Here is a 19,211-nt window from a genome sequence, read left to right as displayed (position 1 = left end):
CCCAGTGCCGGGACCGGCCCGCTTGGGGAGGGACGGCAAGCCGTGTGCGGTTCCGAGGAAGTTCTGGCCTACTGGCGGCGGGTGCTGACGCCGCTTCCGCAGGAGATCTCGCTCCCCCGAGACCGCCCGTACGCGCCGGCGGCCGAGGGGGAACGGCAGTCACAAGTCCTGTCCGGAGTGCCGGAGGCCACCGACTCCGAGCTGCTCGCCGCGTTCCTGACGCTGCTTCACCGGTACGGCGGCGCCACCGACCTCACCGTGGGGCACGACGGAGTGCCGTTGCGGGTGTCCGTCGAACACTCCCCCACCTTCGCCGAGTTCGAGAGGCGGGCGGAGCAGGCGCGACAGGACGCGGAGGCCCATCGCGCCCCTCTCGACGTGCTTCTCGAAGAACTGCGGCCGCGGCCGGGGCGGGCCGGCGCCGGGGCGTTGTTCCACACGGCCTTCGCCACCGCCTCCCGGCCCGCGGCGGGCTTACGGGACTCCGTGGACCTGCTGTTCGAGGTGGGCGAGGGCTCGGTGCGGGCCACGTACAGCAGCGCCCGCTTCGACGACGCCACCGTGCGGCGCATGCTGGGCCACTACCGGACCCTGCTGACCGACGCCCTGGCACGCCCCGATGCGCCCCTCGGAGCCCTCGGGCTCATGGACGGTGACGAGTACCGGCAGGTCGTGCACGACTGGAACGCCACGGGGCACGAGGTGCCGGCGACGACCTGGCCCGCGCTGTTCGCCGAGCAGGTCCGCACCCGTCCCGACGCGGTCGCCCTGGTCTTCGGGCAGGAGGAACTCACCTACGCCGAGCTGGACGGGAGAGCCAACCGCCTCGCCCACGCGCTGATCGCGCGCGGCGCGGGCCCCGAGCGGATCGTGGCGCTCGCGCTGCCGCGCTCGGTGGACCTGATCGTGGCCGAGGCCGCGGTGCTGAAATCCGGTGCCGCCTATCTGCCCGTCGACCACGACTACCCGGTGGACCGCGTCGCCCACATGCTGGCGGACTCCGCTCCCGTCTGCATGGTCACCACCGCGGAGACCGCCGGCGAACTCCCCCGGCTGGACGGGATGGCGGTGCTCGCACTGGACGCGCCGGACACCGCCGCCGAACTGGCGGGGCGACCCGCGCACGACCCGACCGACGCCGACCGCGGCACGCCCCTCACCGTCCTGGGCGCCGCCTACGTCATCTACACCTCCGGCTCGACCGGCCGCCCCAAGGGCGTCGTCCTGACGCACAGCGGTGTGGCCAAACTCGTCGCCACCCAGACCGAGCGGTTCGGTATCGGCCCGCACAGCCGCGTGCTGCAGTTCGCCTCCCCGAGTTTCGACGTCGCCTTCTGGGACCTGTGCCTCGGGCTCCTCTCGGGCGGGCGGCTCGTCGTCGTACCGGCGGAACTCCGGGTGCCCGGCGCTCCCCTCGCGGACTACGCACACGCGCACGGCGTCACCTTCATGATCCTGCCGCCGGCACTGCTCGCGGCCATGCCCGACGACGTGCGCCTGCCGCCTTACGCGACGCTGCTTGCGGGCACGGAGCGGGTCTCGCCGGAGCTGGTGGGCCGCTACGCCCGCGGACGCATGATGTTCAACGCCTACGGTCCGACGGAGGCGACCACCAACTCCACGCTCGGACTGTGCGATCCGGACATCCCCGCGGGCGCCATCGTGCCGATCGGGGTACCCGACCCGGGCACCAGGGCGTATGTGCTCGACGCCTCCCTCCGGCCGGTTCCCGCCGGTGTCACGGGTGAGCTGTACCTCGGGGGCGCGGGTCTCGCACGCTGCTATCTGGGCCGCCCCGCGCTGACGGCCGAGCGGTTCGTCGCCGACCCGTTCGGCGAACCGGGCGAACGGCTCTACCGCACCGGCGACCTGGTCCGCTGGAAGGGCGACGGCCGGCTGGAGTTCCTCGGTCGCGCCGACGCCCAGGTCAAGATCCGCGGATTCCGCATCGAGCCCGGCGAGATCGAGTCCGTGCTGCGCGGCCACCCGGCCGTCGACCAGGTCACGGTGATCGCGCGCGAGGACCGGCCCGGTGACCGGCGTCTCGCCGCCTATGTCGTGCCCGCACTCGACCAGCCGCGGGACGCCGACCCGTACGCAGGGGTCGAGGAGTGGAAGGAGATGCACGAACTGCTCTACCGGGCGGCGGGACCGGACGGCCTCCGCGAGGACTTCGCCGGCTGGAACAGCATGTACGACGGACGGCCCATCCCCGTGGAGGAGATGCGCGAGTGGCACGAGGAGACCGTCCGGAGCATCCGTGACACCGGTCCCGCCCGCCGCGTCCTGGAGATCGGGGCGGGCAGCGGTCTGATCCTGTCGCGGATCGCCCCCGGCTGCGCGTCGTACTGGGCCACCGACCTGTCCCGGGAGGCGGTCGAGGCACTGCGCGCCCACGTCGGCGCCGACCCGGAACTCGCGGGCAGGGTCCGGTTGCTGGCCCGTCCCGCGCACGAGACGGAGGGGCTTCCCGCCGCCCACTTCGACACGATCGTCCTCAACTCCGTGGCGCAGTACTTCCCGAGCGCCGAATACCTCGAGGACGTCCTGCGGAAGGTGTCGGAGCTGCTCGCTCCCGGCGGCCGGATATTCCTCGGGGACGTGCGCAACCTGCGGCTGCTGCGCACGCTGCGGGCGGCGGTCGAGACCCGCCGTGCCTCCCTGCGCGGAGACGACGACCCGGACAAGACCGCACTGCGCACCGCCGTGGACCGATCGGTGCGCTGGGAGGGCGAACTGCTCCTCGACCCGGACTTCTTCGCCGCCCTCGACGGGTTCGACGCCGAGGTCAGGATGAAGCGGGCCGTCTGCCACAACGAGCTCAGCCGATACCGGTACGACGTCGTACTGCGCCCCGGTGAGCGGACGGCGGCCGTCACCGCCGAGCAGGAGGTCGACTGGGCCGCGGCGGCGGAGTCGGGCGGGCCGGGCCGACTGCTGGCGCACCGCCCGCGGCGCCTGCGGATCACGGGCGTGCCCAACGCCCGCCTGGCCGACGACCTGGCGGACCTGCGCCGGCTGGAGGGCGCGGGCGGCACGGCGGATCCGGGTGCGGACCCGGAGGACTTCCACGCCGTCGCCGCCGAGCACGGCTACCAGGTGGCCCTCACCTGGAACGGCGGTGCCGACGACGGGGCGTTCGACGCGGTGTTCGCCCTCGACGGCCCCCCGTCCGGGCTGTACCGCACCGCCGGGGCGTACCCGCGCGCCAACCGTCCGGCGCCCTTCCGCGACCCCGCGGCCCTGATGAGGGCGCTGCGCGAACACGCGTCCGCGTCGCTGCCGGACTACATGGTGCCCGCGGCCTTCGTCCCGGTCCACGCCCTGCCCGTCACCCCGAGCGGCAAGATCGACACCGGGTCGCTGCCCGTCCCGGACCATGCGGCGACGAGTTCTGGACGTGCGCCGCGCACCGCGCGCGAGGCGCTGCTCGCCCGGCTGTTCGCGGAGGTCCTCGGGCTGGAGCGGGTCACGGCCGAGGACGACTTCCTCGCGCTCGGCGGCGACAGCATCACCGCCGTCCAGCTGCTGATCAGGGCTCGGGAGGCAGGGCTGCGGCTCACACCTCGCGAGGTCTTCCGGCACCGCACGGTGGAGGAACTGGCGAAGGCCGCCGTCGACCGGGCGGTGACGTCCGGCTCCCCCGCCGCGGCCCCCCCGGTGCCGGACGCCGCAGAACTCGCCGCCGTCCAGGGGCGGGCTCCCCTCGCGATCGAGGAAGTGCTTCCGCTGACCCCGCTCCAGCAGGGTTTCCACTTCCATGCGCTGACCGGTGGGCCGGGCGGCGACACCTATGTGGTGCAGCAGGTCCTCGACCTGGCCGGCCCGGTCGACGGCAGCACGCTGCGCCGGGCGGCACAGCGGCTCCTGGACCGTCACGCGCCGCTGAGGGCCGGGTTCCGGCTGCGTCCCGACGGCACTCCGGTGCAGGTCGTCGTCCGGGACGCGGTGCTGCCGTGGCGTGCGGTCGACCTCTCCGCCGAGGAGGACGCGGTCCGTGACGCCCTGTCCGAGGCGGTGTCAGCGGAGGAACGGGAAGCCCCGTTCGACCTGGGGGCCCCGCCGCTGGTGCGCTGCGCCCTGGTCCTGCTCGGCGAGCGGAGCAGCCGACTGGTGCTGACGTTCCATCACATCATCGCGGACGGCTGGTCGCTGCCCGTGCTGCACCGCGAACTGATGGCCTGCTACGGCACGTCCGCCCCCGCGCTCCCGCCGGTCACGCCGTACCGCGCCTTCCTGCGCCGCCTCGGCGAACAGGACCGGGACGCCGCACGTGAGGCATGGCGCTCCGCGCTCGCCGGACTGGACGGGCCGACGCGGCTGGTGGACTCCCCGTCCGCGGGCGTGCCGGTGCGTCCCGCCCACGTCCGGGTGGAGCTGTCCGAAAGGACCACCGCACGTCTCGCCGAACGGGCCCGCGAGCACGGGGTGACGCTCGGGACGGTCCTGCAGGCCGCCTGGGGTCTGCTGATCGGCCGGCTCACGGGCCGCGACGACGTGGTCTTCGGCACCACCGTGTCGGGCCGTGACAGCGAGGTCGACGGCATCGAGACGATGGTGGGGCTGTTCATCAACACCCTGCCCACCCGGCTGCGCTGGACGCCGCGGGAGTCCCTGGGGAGCATCCTGTGCCGTCTCCAGGACGAGCAGGCGCGGCTGCTCGACCACCAGCACCTCGGGCTCGCGGAGATCCAGCGGCTCGCGGGCCACGCCGGGGAGGGCGAGCTCTTCGACACGCTGCTGGTGGTCGAGAACTACCCGGCCGCCGAGCGGCTGACGGACCCGTCCGGCGGCATCCGGATCACCGGTGACGTCTTCCACGACGCCGTGCACTACCCGCTCGCCCTCGTGGCCCGGCCGGGCCCTCGACTCGACCTGCGCCTCAAGCACCACGAGGATCGGCTCGACGCCGGCACCGCACGGGCGCTCGGCGGCCGGCTGGCACGGGTCCTCGAGGCGTTCGCCGGGGACCCCGACCGGGCGGCGGGTTCCGTCGACCTGCTGGCACCGGACGAGGCGTCGCGCGCCCGTCAGGCCGGTGAGGAGCGCGCGGTGCCGGACACGACGCTGGCCGCCGCGTTCGCGGCGCAGGTGGCCCGGACCCCCGGTGCCACGGCAGTGGTCTTCGAGGGGGAACGGCTCGACTACGCCGAACTCGATGTCCGGGCCGCGTCGTTGGCCGCCCGGCTGCGGGGACGCGGCGTCGGACCTGGCGACTTCGTGGCGGTCGCCGTACCCCGCTCGGCGGAGCTGATGGTGGCCCTGCTCGGGGTGCTCGGTTCGGGCGCCGCCTATCTGCCGCTGGATCCCGACTACCCGGCGGACCGGGTCGCCCACATGCTGTCCGACTCCGGTGCGACGACGGTGGTCGCGGTCACCGCGACGGCCGACGGCCTGCCGGACCGTGCCGGGACCTCGGTGCTGCTGCTCGACTCCCCCGGGGACGACGGGAAAGGGGACGGGGACCGTACCGACCCGGTGCCCGTGGAGGGCCGCGCCGCCCGTCCCGACGACCCCGCCTACCTCATCTACACGTCGGGTTCCACAGGACGGCCCAAGGGCGTCGTCGTCACCCACCGGGCCATCGTCAACCGCCTGGCGTGGATGCAGGACGCCTACGGTCTGCGCGCCGACGACCGCGTGCTGCAGAAGACGCCTTCCAGTTTCGACGTGTCCGTGTGGGAGTTCTTCTGGCCTCTCCTCGAAGGAGCCGCCGTCGTCCTCGCCCGCCCGGACGGCCACCGGGACCCTGCGTACCTGGCCGCGCTGGTGCGGGAACAGGCGATCACCACGATGCACTTCGTGCCGTCCGTGCTGGAGGCGTTCCTGGGGTCGGACGAGCTCGCCGGTGACCCGGACTGGTCGGCTTCGCTGCGCCGCGTGCTGAGCAGCGGCGAGGCGCTGCCGCTCACCGTCGCGCGCCGGTGGCACGCGCTGACCGGGGTACCCCTGCACAACCTGTACGGCCCCACGGAGGCCGCGGTCGACGTCACACACCACCCGTTCGACCCGCGGGAGGGCGGCGACGGCCCCGCCGTGCCCATCGGACGGCCGGTGTGGAACACCGGGCTGCGGGTGCTGGACCCGTGCCTGCGGCCGGTCCCCGACGGGGTGCCGGGGGAGCTCTATCTGACGGGTGTCCAGCTCGCGCGCGGCTACCACGCCCGCCCCGCGCTGACGGCGGAGCGGTTCACGGCCGACCCCTACGGGCCGCCCGGCAGCCGGATGTACCGCACCGGCGATCTGGTGCGGCGCCGCGCGGACGGCGTGATCGAGTACCTGGGCCGCACCGACCGGCAGGTGAAGCTGCACGGCAACCGCATCGAGCCGGGCGAGATCGAGGCGGCGCTGCGACGTCTGCGGGGCGTGGGCCGGGCCGCCGTGACGGTACGGGACGGCGCGCTGGTCGCCTACGTGGTGCCGTCGGCCTCCGGCGGGGACGCCCCCAGGGTGGGCGAACTGCGCGCGGGGCTGGCGGAGTTGCTGCCCTCCCCGATGGTTCCCGGTGCCTGGGTGGTCCTCGATGCCCTGCCCCTCGCCCCCAGTGGCAAGCTGGACCGGGCCGCGCTGCCCGCCCCGCGTGCCGTGCGGGCGGCCGCCCGGGCTCCTCGCGACGCCCGCGAGCGGCTGCTCACGGACATCTTCGCGGCGGTGCTGGACGTTCCGGACGTCGGCATCGACGACGACTTCTTCCTGCTCGGCGGCGACAGCATCAGCTCCATCGCCGTCGCGGGCCGGGCCCGCCGCGCGGGTCTGGCGCTGGGCCCGCGTGAGGTGTTCGAGCACCGCACACCCGTGGCGCTCGCCGCGGCGGCCGGCACGGTGGCGGGGACCGGGTGGGACGCGGTCGCGTCCGCGTTCGCCCTCACCGGCGAGGAGCGGGAGCGGGTGGAGCGGCTCGCCCCCGGCCGGATCGAGGACGTGTGGCCGCCGGCTCCGCTGCAGGAGGGCCTGTTCTTCCACTCGGCCTACGACGACGGCGCCCTGGACGTCTACACCGTCCACGAGTCCTTCGACCTGGCGGGCGGGGTGGACGCGGAGCGGCTGCGGGCCGCGACCCGGACGCTGCTGGACCGCAACCCCGGTCTGCGCGCGGGCTTCACGAGCGAGGGTCAGCGGCGGCCGGTGCAGTTCATCGTGCGCGACGCCGAGGTACCGGTCCGTGAGCTGGACCTGACGGATCTCTCGCGGGACGAACAGGACCGGCGCATGCGGGCGCTGATGGACGAGGAGCGGTCGCGGCGCTTCGACCTGTCCCAGCCGCCGCTGTTCCGGATGCTGATCGTCCGGCTCGGTGCCGGCCGCGGGGACCGGCTCGTGATCGGCCGCCATCTGATCCTGTGGGACGGCTGGTCCGCGTGGCTGTTCCTGGACGAACTGTTCGCCCTCTACGAGAGCGGGGGCGACGCGGCGGGACTGCGCGCCCCCGGTTCGTACCGCGACTATCTGAGCTGGCTGGAACACCAGGACGACGCACGGGCGACCGAAGCGTGGCGGACGGCGCTGGCCGGCTTCGACGAGCCCACGTTGCTGGTGCCGGCCGTCGACGACCGCGGGCGGGAACCGGTGGTCCCGGAGCACCTGGACACCGTCCTCGACGCGGAGACGGCCGGCCGGCTGCGCGCGACCGCGCGCGGGCACGGCCTGACCCTCAACACGGTGCTGAACGCCGCCTGGGGGCTGGCCCTCGCCAGCGCCACCGGACGCACCGACGTCGCCTTCGGCACGACCGTGGCCGGACGGCCGAGCGAGGTTCCGGACGTCGAGCACGTCGTCGGCATGTTCCTCAACACCGTCCCCACGCGCATCGCGTTCGACCCGCGCGAGCCCGTCCTGGATCTCCTGCGGCGTGTCCAGGCCGAGCGGATGGCGCTCATGCCGTACGAATACCTGGGTCTCGGCGTGCTCCAGGCGGAGACGGGGCACCGCCGGCTGTTCGACACGCTGTTCGTGCTGCGCAACGCCGACACGGACGAGCGGCTCGCGGCGCTGCGCGACAGGCACGGCGCCACCGCCGTGGCGAACGTGGACGCCACCCACTACCCGGCCAACCTGGTCGTCACCCCCGGGGAGCGGATCCGCGTCACCCTCGCATACCGCCCGGACCTGCTGGACCGGCCGCACGCGCAGAGCCTTCTCGACCGGTTCGCTCTGCTGGCCGGCCGGCTCGCGGCCGACCCGACGGCGCCCGTCGGTTCGCTGGATCCGCTGCTCCCGGCCGAGTCCCTCGCCCTGGCGCGGGAGGAGTCGGGGAACCGCCGACGGGTGCCGCACGAGACGGTGGCCGACATGCTGGCCGCCCAGGCCACCAGGACACCGGGGGCGACGGCCCTGGTCTTCGGTTCCGCCTCGGTGACGTACGCCGAACTGGACGCCCGCTGCAACCGCGTGGCGCGGCTGCTCCTCGCCCGCGGAGCCGGGCCGGAGCGGGTCGTCGCGCTGGGCCTGCCGCGCTCGATCGACATGGTGGTGGCGCTGTTCGCCGTGCTGCGCACCGGCGCCGCGTATCTGCCGCTGGAGCTGGACCATCCCGCCGAGCGGCTGTCCCTGATGCTGGCCGACGCGCGCCCCCTGCTCCTGCTGTCGACGGAGGCGGTGTCCCGGACCCTCGCGGACGGCACCCACCGGGTGCTGCTCGACGACCCCGGGGTGGCCGCCGAGCTGACCGGCCTGTCCTCCGCCGCCGTACGGACGTCGTTCAGCCTGGACCACCCCGCGTACGTCATCTACACCTCCGGTTCCACGGGGCGGCCGAAGGGCGTGGTCACCCCCTACGCGGGCCTGACGAACATGCAGCTGAACCACCGGAGGGAGATCTTCGCCCCGGCGGTCGCCTCGGCCGGGGGTCGGCGGCTGCGCATCGCGCACACGGTGTCGTTCGCGTTCGACATGTCCTGGGAGGAACTGCTGTGGCTCGTCGAGGGCCACGAGGTGCACATCTGCGACGAGGAGCTGCGGCGTGACGCGACCGCCCTGGTGGCCTACTGCGAGGAGCACCGCGTCGACGTCGTCAACGTGACCCCCACGTACGCGCACCTCCTGATCGAGGAGGGCCTGCTGGAGGGCCATCGTCCACCGCTGGTGCTGCTCGGCGGGGAGGCGGTCACCGAGGCGGTGTGGGCGACGCTGCGGGACACCGAGGGGACGTACGGCTACAACCTGTACGGGCCCACCGAGTACACCATCAACACCCTCGGCGGCGGGACGCACGACAGCGCGACCCCGACCGTGGGGCGCCCGATCCGCGCCACCCGCGCACGGATCCTCGACACCTGGCTGCGGCCCGTGCCGGACGGGGTGGCCGGCGAGCTCTACATCGCCGGCGTGGGTCTCGCCCGCGGCTACCTGCGCAGGCCGGGGCTCACCGCGGAGCGGTTCGTGGCCGATCCGTACGGCCGTCCCGGCGAGCGCATGTACCGCACGGGCGACCTGGTGCGCAGGCGGGCCGACGGCAATCTCGACTTCCTCGGCCGCACGGACGACCAGGTGAAGATCCGCGGTCACCGGGTGGAGCTGGGCGAGATCGAGACGGTGCTCACGCAGCACCCCGAGGTGGCGCAGGCGGCGGTGGTCGCCGGGGACGACCCGGCGGCGCCCGGCACCCGGCGGCTGGTGGGGTACGTCGTCCCGGCCGCGCCGGGGGCCGAGGCCCGAGAGTCGGCCGAGCGTGAACAGGTCGGCGAGTGGCGGGAGATCTACTCGGCCGAGTACACGGAGATCGGCACGGCCCTGTTCGCCGAGGACTTCGCCGGCTGGGACAGCTCCTACGACGGGAACCCGATCCCCCTCGCCCACATGCGCGAATGGCGGGAGGCCACGGTACGGAGCATCCGCGAGCTGCGGCCGCGCCGCGTCCTGGAGATCGGCGTCGGATCCGGACTGCTGCTGTCCCGGCTCGCCCCGGACACCGAGTCGTACTGGGCCACGGACTTCGCCGAGCCGGTGATCCGCAAGCTCGGCGAGGACCTCCGGGCGGACCCGGGGCTGGCGGAGAAGGTCGAACTGCGCTGCCAGAGCGCCGAGGACACCGACGGTCTGCCTGCCGGGTTCTTCGACACCGTCGTGATCAACTCCGTCGTCCAGTACTTCCCGAGTCTGGACCATCTGCACCGGGTCGTCCGGGGCGCGATGGCGCTGCTCGCCCCGGGCGGCGCGCTGTTCCTCGGTGACGTCCGCGACCTCCGTCAGGCACGGGCCTTCCAGGCCGGTGTCCAGGCGGCCCGGGCGTCCGCGGACACGGATCCGAGATCGCTGCGGCGGGCGGTCGACCGGGGCCTCGCCCTGGAGAAGGAACTCCTCGTGCACCCGGACTGGTTCACCACCCTCGGCCTCGGCGCCGAGGTGCGCACCAAGGCCGGCCGGCACCACAACGAGCTGACGCGCTACCGGTACGACGTCGTCCTGTACGGGGACACGTCCGGTGCGGTCCGACTGGAGGACGCGCAGGCCAACGACTGGACGGGGTCCGGGGACCTCTCGGCCCGTCTCGGCGCCGCGGAGCACGCCCCGGAACGGCTGCGGGTGCGCCGGGTGCCGGACGCGCGGACCGCCGCGGACCTGGCCGTGCTGCGGGCGGTGGACGCCGTGCCGCCCGGTCCGCCGGCCGCGGCCGGCGTGGAACCGGACGACCTGCGGGAGCTCGGGGAGGCGCACGGCTACCGGGTGCTGACCACCTGGTCGGACGAACCGGGCTTCTTCGACGCCGTGTTCGTGCGCGGCGCGCGGTGCACAAGGACGACGGGGCTGTACCGGCCGCGCCCGGCCCCGGGCACCGGCCCGTACGCCACCGCCCCGGCCGCGAACCGCGGCAACGGGGCGCTCGTGCGCAGGCTGCGCGAGGACCTGGGGCGGCGGCTGCCGGGCTACATGGTCCCGGCTGCCTTCGTGGTGCTGCCCGCCCTGCCGATGAACGACAACGGCAAGCTGGACGTGCGGGCGCTGCCGGACGCGGAACCGGCCGTGGCGCTCTCGGAGGGGCGCGGGCCGCGCACACCGGCCGAGGAGGTGCTCTGCCGCCTGTTCGCCGAGGTCCTGGGGCTCCCCCGCACCGGCGCCGAGGACGACTTCTTCGACCTCGGCGGCCACTCGCTGCTCGCGACCCGGCTGATCAGCAGGGCGCGCACCGAACTGGGTGCGGAGCTGGCGATCCGGGATCTGTTCGAGGCCCCGACGCCCGAGGCCCTGGCGCTGCGGGCGGATGCGGGAAGGCCGGCCCGGCCCGTGCCGGCACCGGCCGGACGGCCCGGGCGGATCCCCCTCTCGGCGGCGCAGCGGCGGCTGTGGCTGGTGGAGCGGATCGCCGGGGGCGGGACGGCGTACCACTTTCCGCTGGTGTTCCGGGTCCGCGGCCCTCTCGACCAGGCGGCGCTGCGGGCCGCCCTCATCGATGTGATGGGCCGTCATGAGGCGCTGCGGACCTGTTTCGGGACGGTGGACGGCGAGCCGTACCAGCGGATCGTGCCGGCCGGAGAGGCCGAGCCGGAGTTCCGTGCCACCGACTGCGCCGAGGACGAACTCGCCGCGCGCGTGGAGGAGGCGCGGCGGCGCCCGTTCGACCTGGCGGCGGACCTGCCCCTGCGTGCGGAGGTGCTGCGGCTCGGGGCGGAGGACACCGTGGTGGCGCTGGTGCTGCACCACATCGCCACCGACGAGTGGTCGGACCGTCCGTTCCTGGCCGATCTGGACCGCGCGTACACCGCCCGGGCCGCCGGCCGGGAGCCGGAGTGGACCGCGCTGCCGGTCCAGTACGCCGACTACACGCTGTGGCAGGAACGGCTGCTCGCCGAGGTCGAGGAGGAGCAGCTCGCCCACTGGACGCGGACGCTGCGCGGGCTGCCCGAGGAGATCCCGCTGCCGCTGGACCGGCCGGGCGCGGCCCGCACCACGGGCGGGGCCGCCGTCGTCCGGACGGCGCTGCCGGACGGTACCGCGGCGGCCCTGCGGGAGCTGTCGGCCACGCACCAGGTCAGTATGTTCATGCTGTTCCAGGCGGCGACGGCGGCACTGCTGCACCGGCTAGGCGCGGGGGACGACATCCCGCTCGGCGCCCCGATCGCGGGGCGCACGGACAGCGCGATGGACGACCTCGTCGGGTTCTTCGTCAACACACTCGTCCTGCGCACCGATGTGTCCGGGGACCCGTCCTTCGCGGAGCTGCTGGGACGGGTCAGGGAAGCGGCGCTGGCCGCGTTCGAGCACCAGGACGTGCCGTTCGACCACGTGGTGGAGGCGGTCAACCCGGCCAGAACGGCCGACCGCAACCCGCTGTTCCAGGTGATGCTCGGCTACCACCACCGCCCCGACGGCGATCCGGACCTGTTCGGGCTGCCGACCGAATGGCTCGACACGGACAGCGGCATGGCCAAGTTCGACCTGGACTTCACCGTGGTGGACCACGGGCCGGGCCGCCACATGACGCTGCTGCTGGAGTACGCCACCGACCTCGCCGACGCCGGGACCGCCGCGCTGCTGGCCCGGCGGCTGGTGGGCCTGCTGGAGCAGGTGGCCGCCGACCCCTGGCGGCCGGTGGGCTCGCTCCGGGTCCTCACCGACGAGGAGGAGGCCGCCTCGGCGGCCGGCTGGAACACCACGGACCGGCCGTTGGAGACCCGCTCGGTCCCGGAGATCCTCGACGACGCGGTGCGCACGGCGCCCGACGCCCCTGCCCTGGTCGCGGGTGGGGAGCGGCTCACGTTCCGGGAACTGGCCGGCCGGGTCGAGGCGGTGGCGCGGACGGTGCTGCGCCGGGGCGCGGGCCCCGAGGCGGTGGTGGGGTTGGCGCTCCCCCGGCGGCTGATGGTGCCCGCTCTCCTGGGCGTGCTGCGATCGGGGGCGGCCTACCTTCCGCTGGATCCCGAGTACCCCTCCGAACGGCTGGAGTTCATGCTGCGGGACGCGGGGGCGTTGTGCGTGCTGACCACCGCCGCCCTCGCGGCCCGGCTCCCGGACGGCTGCGAGCGCGTCCTGCTCGACGACCCGGGGGCGGGCCGGGGCGCATCGCCCGGCGACTCCACGGTGGACGGGACCGCGGGCCTTGCGGTGGACGGGACCGGCGCCTGCGGCACGGACGGGCCCGGGGGGCCTGCGGCGCAGGCGCCCGGGGACGGTACCGACGCGGCCGGGGGTGCCGCGCCGGGCCGTGCGACGGCCGTCCGCCCGGCGGCCGGAGGAGTACCGGAGCGGCCGGCCGGCGGCACTCCCGCACAGCCTGGGCCGTCGAACGCGGCGTACGTCATCTTCACCTCCGGTTCCACCGGCACCCCGAAGGGTGTCGTGGGCACCCACCAGGGGCTGAGCAATCTGTTCGCGGCCCATCGCGACGACCTGATCGGGCCGGCGCGGCGGGCGGCGGGGCGCCGCGGTCTGCGGGCCGTGCACGCGGCCTCGTTCAGCTTCGACGGCTCCTGGGAGCCGCTGCTCTGGTTGCTCGCCGGGCACGAGTTGCACGTGGCGGACGAGTCCACGACGGCCGACCCGGCCGCGCTGATGGCGTATCTCGGCCGGGAGCGCATCGACTTCCTCGACGTCACACCGACGTATCTGCGCGAGCTGATCCACCACGGCTTCCTCGCGCCCGGCGGCGGGACGCCCGGGGTGATCGCCGTCGGCGGGGAGGCGACGCCCGCCCCGCTGTGGGAGCGGCTGTGCGGGCTGCCCGGGGTGCAGGCCCATGACCTGTACGGCCCCACGGAGTGCGCGGTCGACGCCTACGGCCGGCACGGCCCGGGGCCGGACGGCTCCGCCCCGTGGGCCGCCCCGCTCGACAACGTCCGCGCGCACGTCCTGGACCGCGCGCTGCGTCCCCTACCGATCGGGGTGGCGGGCGAACTGTACCTGGCGGGCGTCGGGCTGGCACGGGGCTATCTGAACCGTCCCGGGCCGACTGCCGAGCGGTTCACGGCGGACCCCTTCGGCCCGCCGGGCAGCCGGATGTACCGCACGGGCGACCTCGTCAGGCGCCGCGGCGACGGCGCGCTGGAGTTCCTGGGGCGGGCCGACGGCCAGGTCAAGCTGCGCGGCTTCCGCATCGAGCCCGGCGAGATCGAGTCGGCGCTCGCCGGGCACCCGGAGGTGGCCTCCGCGGCCGTGGTGGTCCGTGAGGACACCCCTGGGGTGCCCAGGCTGGTGGCGTACGTCCTGCCGGTCGGGGACCGCGTTCCCGACGCGGCCGAACTGCGCCTCCGGGCCGCGTCCGCACTGCCCGCGCACATGGTGCCCGCGGCCTTCGTCACCGTGCCCGCGCTCCCGCGCACGGTGAGCGGCAAGCTCGACGAGAAGGCGCTCCCGGCGCCGGAGTTCGCCGGGTCGGGCCCGGGCCGGCGGCCCCGCTCGCCCCGCGAGGACGTGCTGTGCGAGGCGTTCGCCGCCGTCCTCGACGTACGCGACGTGGGCGTCGACGACGACTTCTTCGCGCTCGGCGGCCACTCCCTGCTGGCGATGCGGCTGACGGCGAGGATCCGGGCCGTGCTCGGGACGGAGGTCTCCCTGCGCACGGTGTTCGACGCACCGACACCGGCGCGCCTCGCGGAGCGGCTGGCGGCGGACGGCTCGGACGCGTCGGGTGCCCGCCCGGCACCCGTGGTGCGGACGCGCCCGGAGCGGCTTCCGCCGTCCTCGGCCCAGCAGCGGCTGTGGGTGCTCTACCGGGTGGAGGGCCCCAGCCCCACGTACAACATCCCCTCCGCGTGGTCGCTGACGGGCGACCTGGACGTGGAGGCACTGCGGGCCGCGGTGCACGACCTGGCCGGGCGGCACGAGACGCTGCGGACGGTCTTCCCCGAGGAGGGCGGCCGGGCCTTCCAGCGGGTGCTCGACCCCGGCGGGCTCCGTGTCCCGTTCGCGGTGGAGGACGTCGCGCCGGAACGCCTCGCGGACCGGCTGGCGGAGGCGGGGGCGTACGGCTTCGAACTGGACCGCGAACCCCCGCTGCGCGTCCATGTGTTCCGCACGGGCGAGCACGAGTGGACGCTGCTGCTCCTGCTGCACCACATCGCCGGTGACGAGTGGTCGGAGGCCCCGCTGCACCGGGACCTGGGCGTCGCCTACGCCGCGCGCGCCGCGGGCCGGGCCCCCGACTGGGCGCCGCTGTCGCTCCAGTACGCCGACTACACGCTCTGGCAGCGACAGGTCCTCGGCGACGAGCGGGATCCGGGAAGCCGCGCGGCACGACAGATCGCCTACTGGCGGCAGGCCCTCGACGGGCTCCCCGAGGAGCTGGCGCTGCCCGCCGACCGGCCCCGCCCCGCGGAGGCGAGCCACCGGGGCGGTTCGGCCGACCTCTCGCTCGACGCCGAACTGGCCGCGGATCTCCACCGACTGGCCCGGGAGCACGGCGCCAGTGTGTTCATGGTGCTGCAGGCCGCGGTGGCCACGTTGCTCACGAGGCTCGGCGCGGGCCACGACATCCCGATCGGCAGCCCGGTGTCGGGGCGGACCGACGCCGCCCTGGAGGATCTGGTCGGGTTCTTCCTCAACACCCTCGTGCTGCGCACGGACACCTCCGGCGATCCGACGTTCCGGGAACTGCTCGCCCGGGTGCGGGAGACCGACCTGTCCGCGTTCGACCACCAGGACGTGCCCTTCGAGCGGCTGGTGGAGGTGGTCAACCCGGAGCGGTCGCTCGCACGCCATCCGCTGTTCCAGGTGATGGTGGTCTACCTCGCGTCCGGCGAGGAGGAGGCCGACCTCTTCGGAATGCGGTCCCGCCGGGCGGAGGTGGCGCAGACGTCGGCCAAGTTCGACCTGTCGTTCGACTTCGTCGAACGGGCCGACGGCAGCGGCGTCGACGGCGTGCTGGAGTACAGCGCGGATCTGTTCGACCACGCCACCGCCCAGTCCTTCGCGGACCGGCTGCGGCGGGTCCTGCGGGCCGTGGCCGCGGATCCGGACGTCACGGTGGGACGGGTCGGGATCCTCGGCGACGACGAGCGGCGCAGACTGGCGGGCGGCTGGCACTCCCGCCCACTGCAGCCGGAGCCGACGACGGTGCCCGCGCTGTTCGACGCGTGTGTACGCGCCTGGCCGGGTGCGCCGGCCGTGGCCTCGGACGGTGTCGAACTCACCTATGCCCGGCTCGACGAACGGTCCAACCGCCTCGCCCGGCTGCTCGTCGGGCACGGCGCGGGGCCGGAACGCCTCGTGGCCCTGGCCCTGCCGCGCACCGCCGGCTTCATGGAGGCGGTCCTCGCGGTCCACAAGTCCGGCGCCGCCTATCTGCCGCTGGACCCCGACGCGCCGCCGGAGCGCACCGCGCACGTCCTCGCGGACGCCCGGCCCGTCCTCACCGTCACCACCGCGGACCTCGCCGCCGCGCTGCCGCCGGGTGCGGACCGGCTGGTCCTGGACGACCCGACGACGGCCGAACGGATCGCCGCCCAGGACGCCGCCCCCGTCACCGACGCCGAGCGGACGGGTCCGCTGAACCCGCGGCACCCCGCGTACGTCATCTACACCTCCGGTTCCACGGGCCGCCCCAAGGGAGTGGTGGTGACCCACGAGGCCCTCGGGAACCTGTTCCACAGCCATCGCGAGACGCTGTACGCTCCCGCGGTCGCGTCGACGGGCCGGCGGCATCTGCGGGCCGGCCACGCATGGTCGTTCTTCTTCGACGCCTCCTGGCAGCCGCAGCTGTGGCTGCTCGACGGGCACTGCGTGCACATCGTCTCCGAGGAGGTCCGGCGCGATCCGGAACTGCTCGTCGCCGCGGTCGTCCGGCACGGGTTCGACTTCCTGGAGGTCACCCCGTCCCTCTTCGCCGAGATGGCCGTGAGCGGACTGGTGCGGGGTGAGGAGTGCCCGCTCGCGGTCGTCGGCGTGGGCGGCGAAGCGGTGCCGCTCGCACTCTGGCGACGGCTGGCCTCGCTGCGGGGGACCGAGGCGTTCAATCTGTACGGGCCGACCGAATCGACGGTGGACGCGCTGGTGGCGCGTGTCGGCGACGGCGAACGCCCGCTCGTGGGGCGGCCGGTGGCCGGCACCCGGGCCCATGTGCTCGACGGCCTGCTGCAGCCGGTGCCGCCGGGTGTGCCGGGTGAGCTGTACCTCTCCGGTGGCGGTCTCGCCCGCGGATACCTGGGCAGCCCGGGACTGACGGCGGAGCGCTTCGTCGCCGACCCGTTCGGCCCGCCCGGTTCCCGGCTCTACCGCACCGGCGACCTGGCCCGCTGGACCTCCGACGGACGCGTCGACTTCCTCGGGCGGGCCGACGAGCAGGTCAAGGTCCGGGGCTTCCGCATCGAGCCGGCGGAGATCGAGTCGGCGCTGACCGGGCATCCCGCCGTGCGCCGGGCATTGGTGACCGTCCATGAGGAAGGGGCGGGACGACGCCTCGTGGCGTACGCCGTGGCCGCCGGGGGCGCGGCGCCGGACGCGGGAGCGCTGCGCGCCCATGTCGCGGCGCTCCTCCCGGACCACATGGTCCCGGCGGCCGTCGTCCTGCTGGAGCGCTTCCCGGAGCTGGCGAACGGCAAGCTGGACCGGGGCGCGCTGCCCGCCCCCGACTTCTCCGCGCCGGCCTCGGGCCGGCCACCGGGCAACGAACGGGAGCGGGCCCTGTGCGCGGCCTTCGCGGAGGTGCTGGGTCTCGAACAGGTGGGCGCCGAGGCGGACTTCTTCGCCCTCGGCGGCGACAGCATCGTGGCGATGCAGCTCGTCAGCCGGGCCCGTGCGGCCGGGGTCCGGATCAGTCCGCGCCAGGTCTTCCGGCACCGCACGCCCGCGGGGTTGAGCGCCGTCGCGCGGGCCGTGGGCGCCGCGGCCCCACCGCCCGAGGACGACGGCACCGGTACCGTGCCGCTCACCCCCGTCATGCACTGGCTGCGGGAGCTCGGCGGCCCGATCGCGACGTACCACCAGGCAGCGCTCGTGCGCACCCCGGGCGAACTCGACCGGCAGGGACTCACCGCCGTGCTCCAGGCGGTCGCGGACCGGCACGACATGCTGCGGGCGACGCTGGTACGGCCGTCGCGCGACGACACCCGCGACTGGTCGCTGCACGTGCCCGGGCCCGGCACGGTCGACGCCGCGGACTGGCTCGTCCGGGTGGACGTCTCCGGGCTCGACGCGGCGGCTCTGGGCGAGACCGTCCGTGAACACGCCCACGCGGCCCGGGCCCTGCTGGACCCGGACGCGGGAGCCATGGTCAGGGCCGTGTGGTTCGACGCCGGCGGCGCGCCCGGACGGCTGCTGCTGATGGCCCACCACCTCGTCGTGGACGGTGTGTCGTGGCGGGTCCTGCTACCGGATCTCGCGGCGGCGTGGCGTGCTGTGTCCGCCGGGAGGCACGTGCGGCTCGACCCCGTGGAGACGTCCTTCGCGCGCTGGTCGGGGCTGCTGGCCGAGTCGGCCGTGACCCGGGACCGGGAGGCGGAGCTGCCGCTGTGGACGGCGGTGCTGGACGGCGACTCGGAACCGTTCCCGCTGGTACGCGAGCCGGATCCGGACCGCGACACCACGGCGTCCCTGCGCGAGCTGTCGCTGCGGCTGCCCTCGGAGCTGACCGGGCCGCTGCTGTCGGCCGTGCCGGCCGCCTTCGGGGCGGACGTCGACGACGTGCTGCTGGCGGGTCTCGCCGTGGCCTTCGCGGACCGGCGCCGCCGCGACGGGAGCCCGGCGACTTCGGTCCTGGTCGATCTCGAGGGTCACGGCCGGGAGGAGGAGCTGGCGGGTGAGGAGGCCGGGCTCTCCCGCACGGTGGGCTGGTTCACCAGTGTCTTCCCCGTCCGGCTGGACGCCGGGGACGCCGATCCCGCCGATGCGATGGCGGGCGGCCCGGCGGCGGAAGAGGCCGTACGGCGGGTACGCGGGCATCTGGCCTCACTGCCCGCGGGCGGTACCGGCTACGGCATGCTGCGCCATCTCAATCCCCGCACCCGGGAGATCCTGGCGAACCGCGTCCGTCCGCGCGTGGAGTTCAACTACCTGGGCCGGTTCGGCATCCCGGAGGAGACCGACTGGTCGTACGCCCCCGAGGAGGACCACGCCGACATCGGCCCGGGCCCCGCGATGCGGGAGGGGCACGTGCTGAGCATCAACGTCGTCGCCGAGGACCGGGCGGACGGACCCGTGCTGGCGGCCCACTGGTCCTACCTGGAGGGAGTGGTGCCCCGCGAGACCGTCCAGGACCTGGCGGAGACCTGGTTCCGGGCACTGAGGGGACTGGTCGCCCGGGCCGAGCGGAAGGGGCGTGGGTGAGCGGCGTCGGCGTCCCTCGG

General features: G+C 74.7%; 1 protein-coding gene. It reads left to right on the top strand.

Annotated features, from left to right (window positions below; translation table 11 throughout):
* Window positions 1–42: 42 nt before the first annotated feature.
* Window positions 43–19,191 carry a non-ribosomal peptide synthetase gene (locus O7595_RS32145; RefSeq protein WP_269732096.1) on the top strand — a complete coding sequence of 6,383 codons (19,149 nt, stop codon included), beginning with the start codon at window positions 43–45 and terminating at the stop codon, window positions 19,189–19,191.
* Window positions 19,192–19,211 lie beyond the last annotated feature (20 nt).

It is taken from the genome of Streptomyces sp. WMMC940 (genome assembly GCF_027460265.1).
Lineage (GTDB): Bacteria > Actinomycetota > Actinomycetes > Streptomycetales > Streptomycetaceae > Streptomyces.
This window is presented reverse-complemented; position numbering and strand designations above follow the sequence as displayed.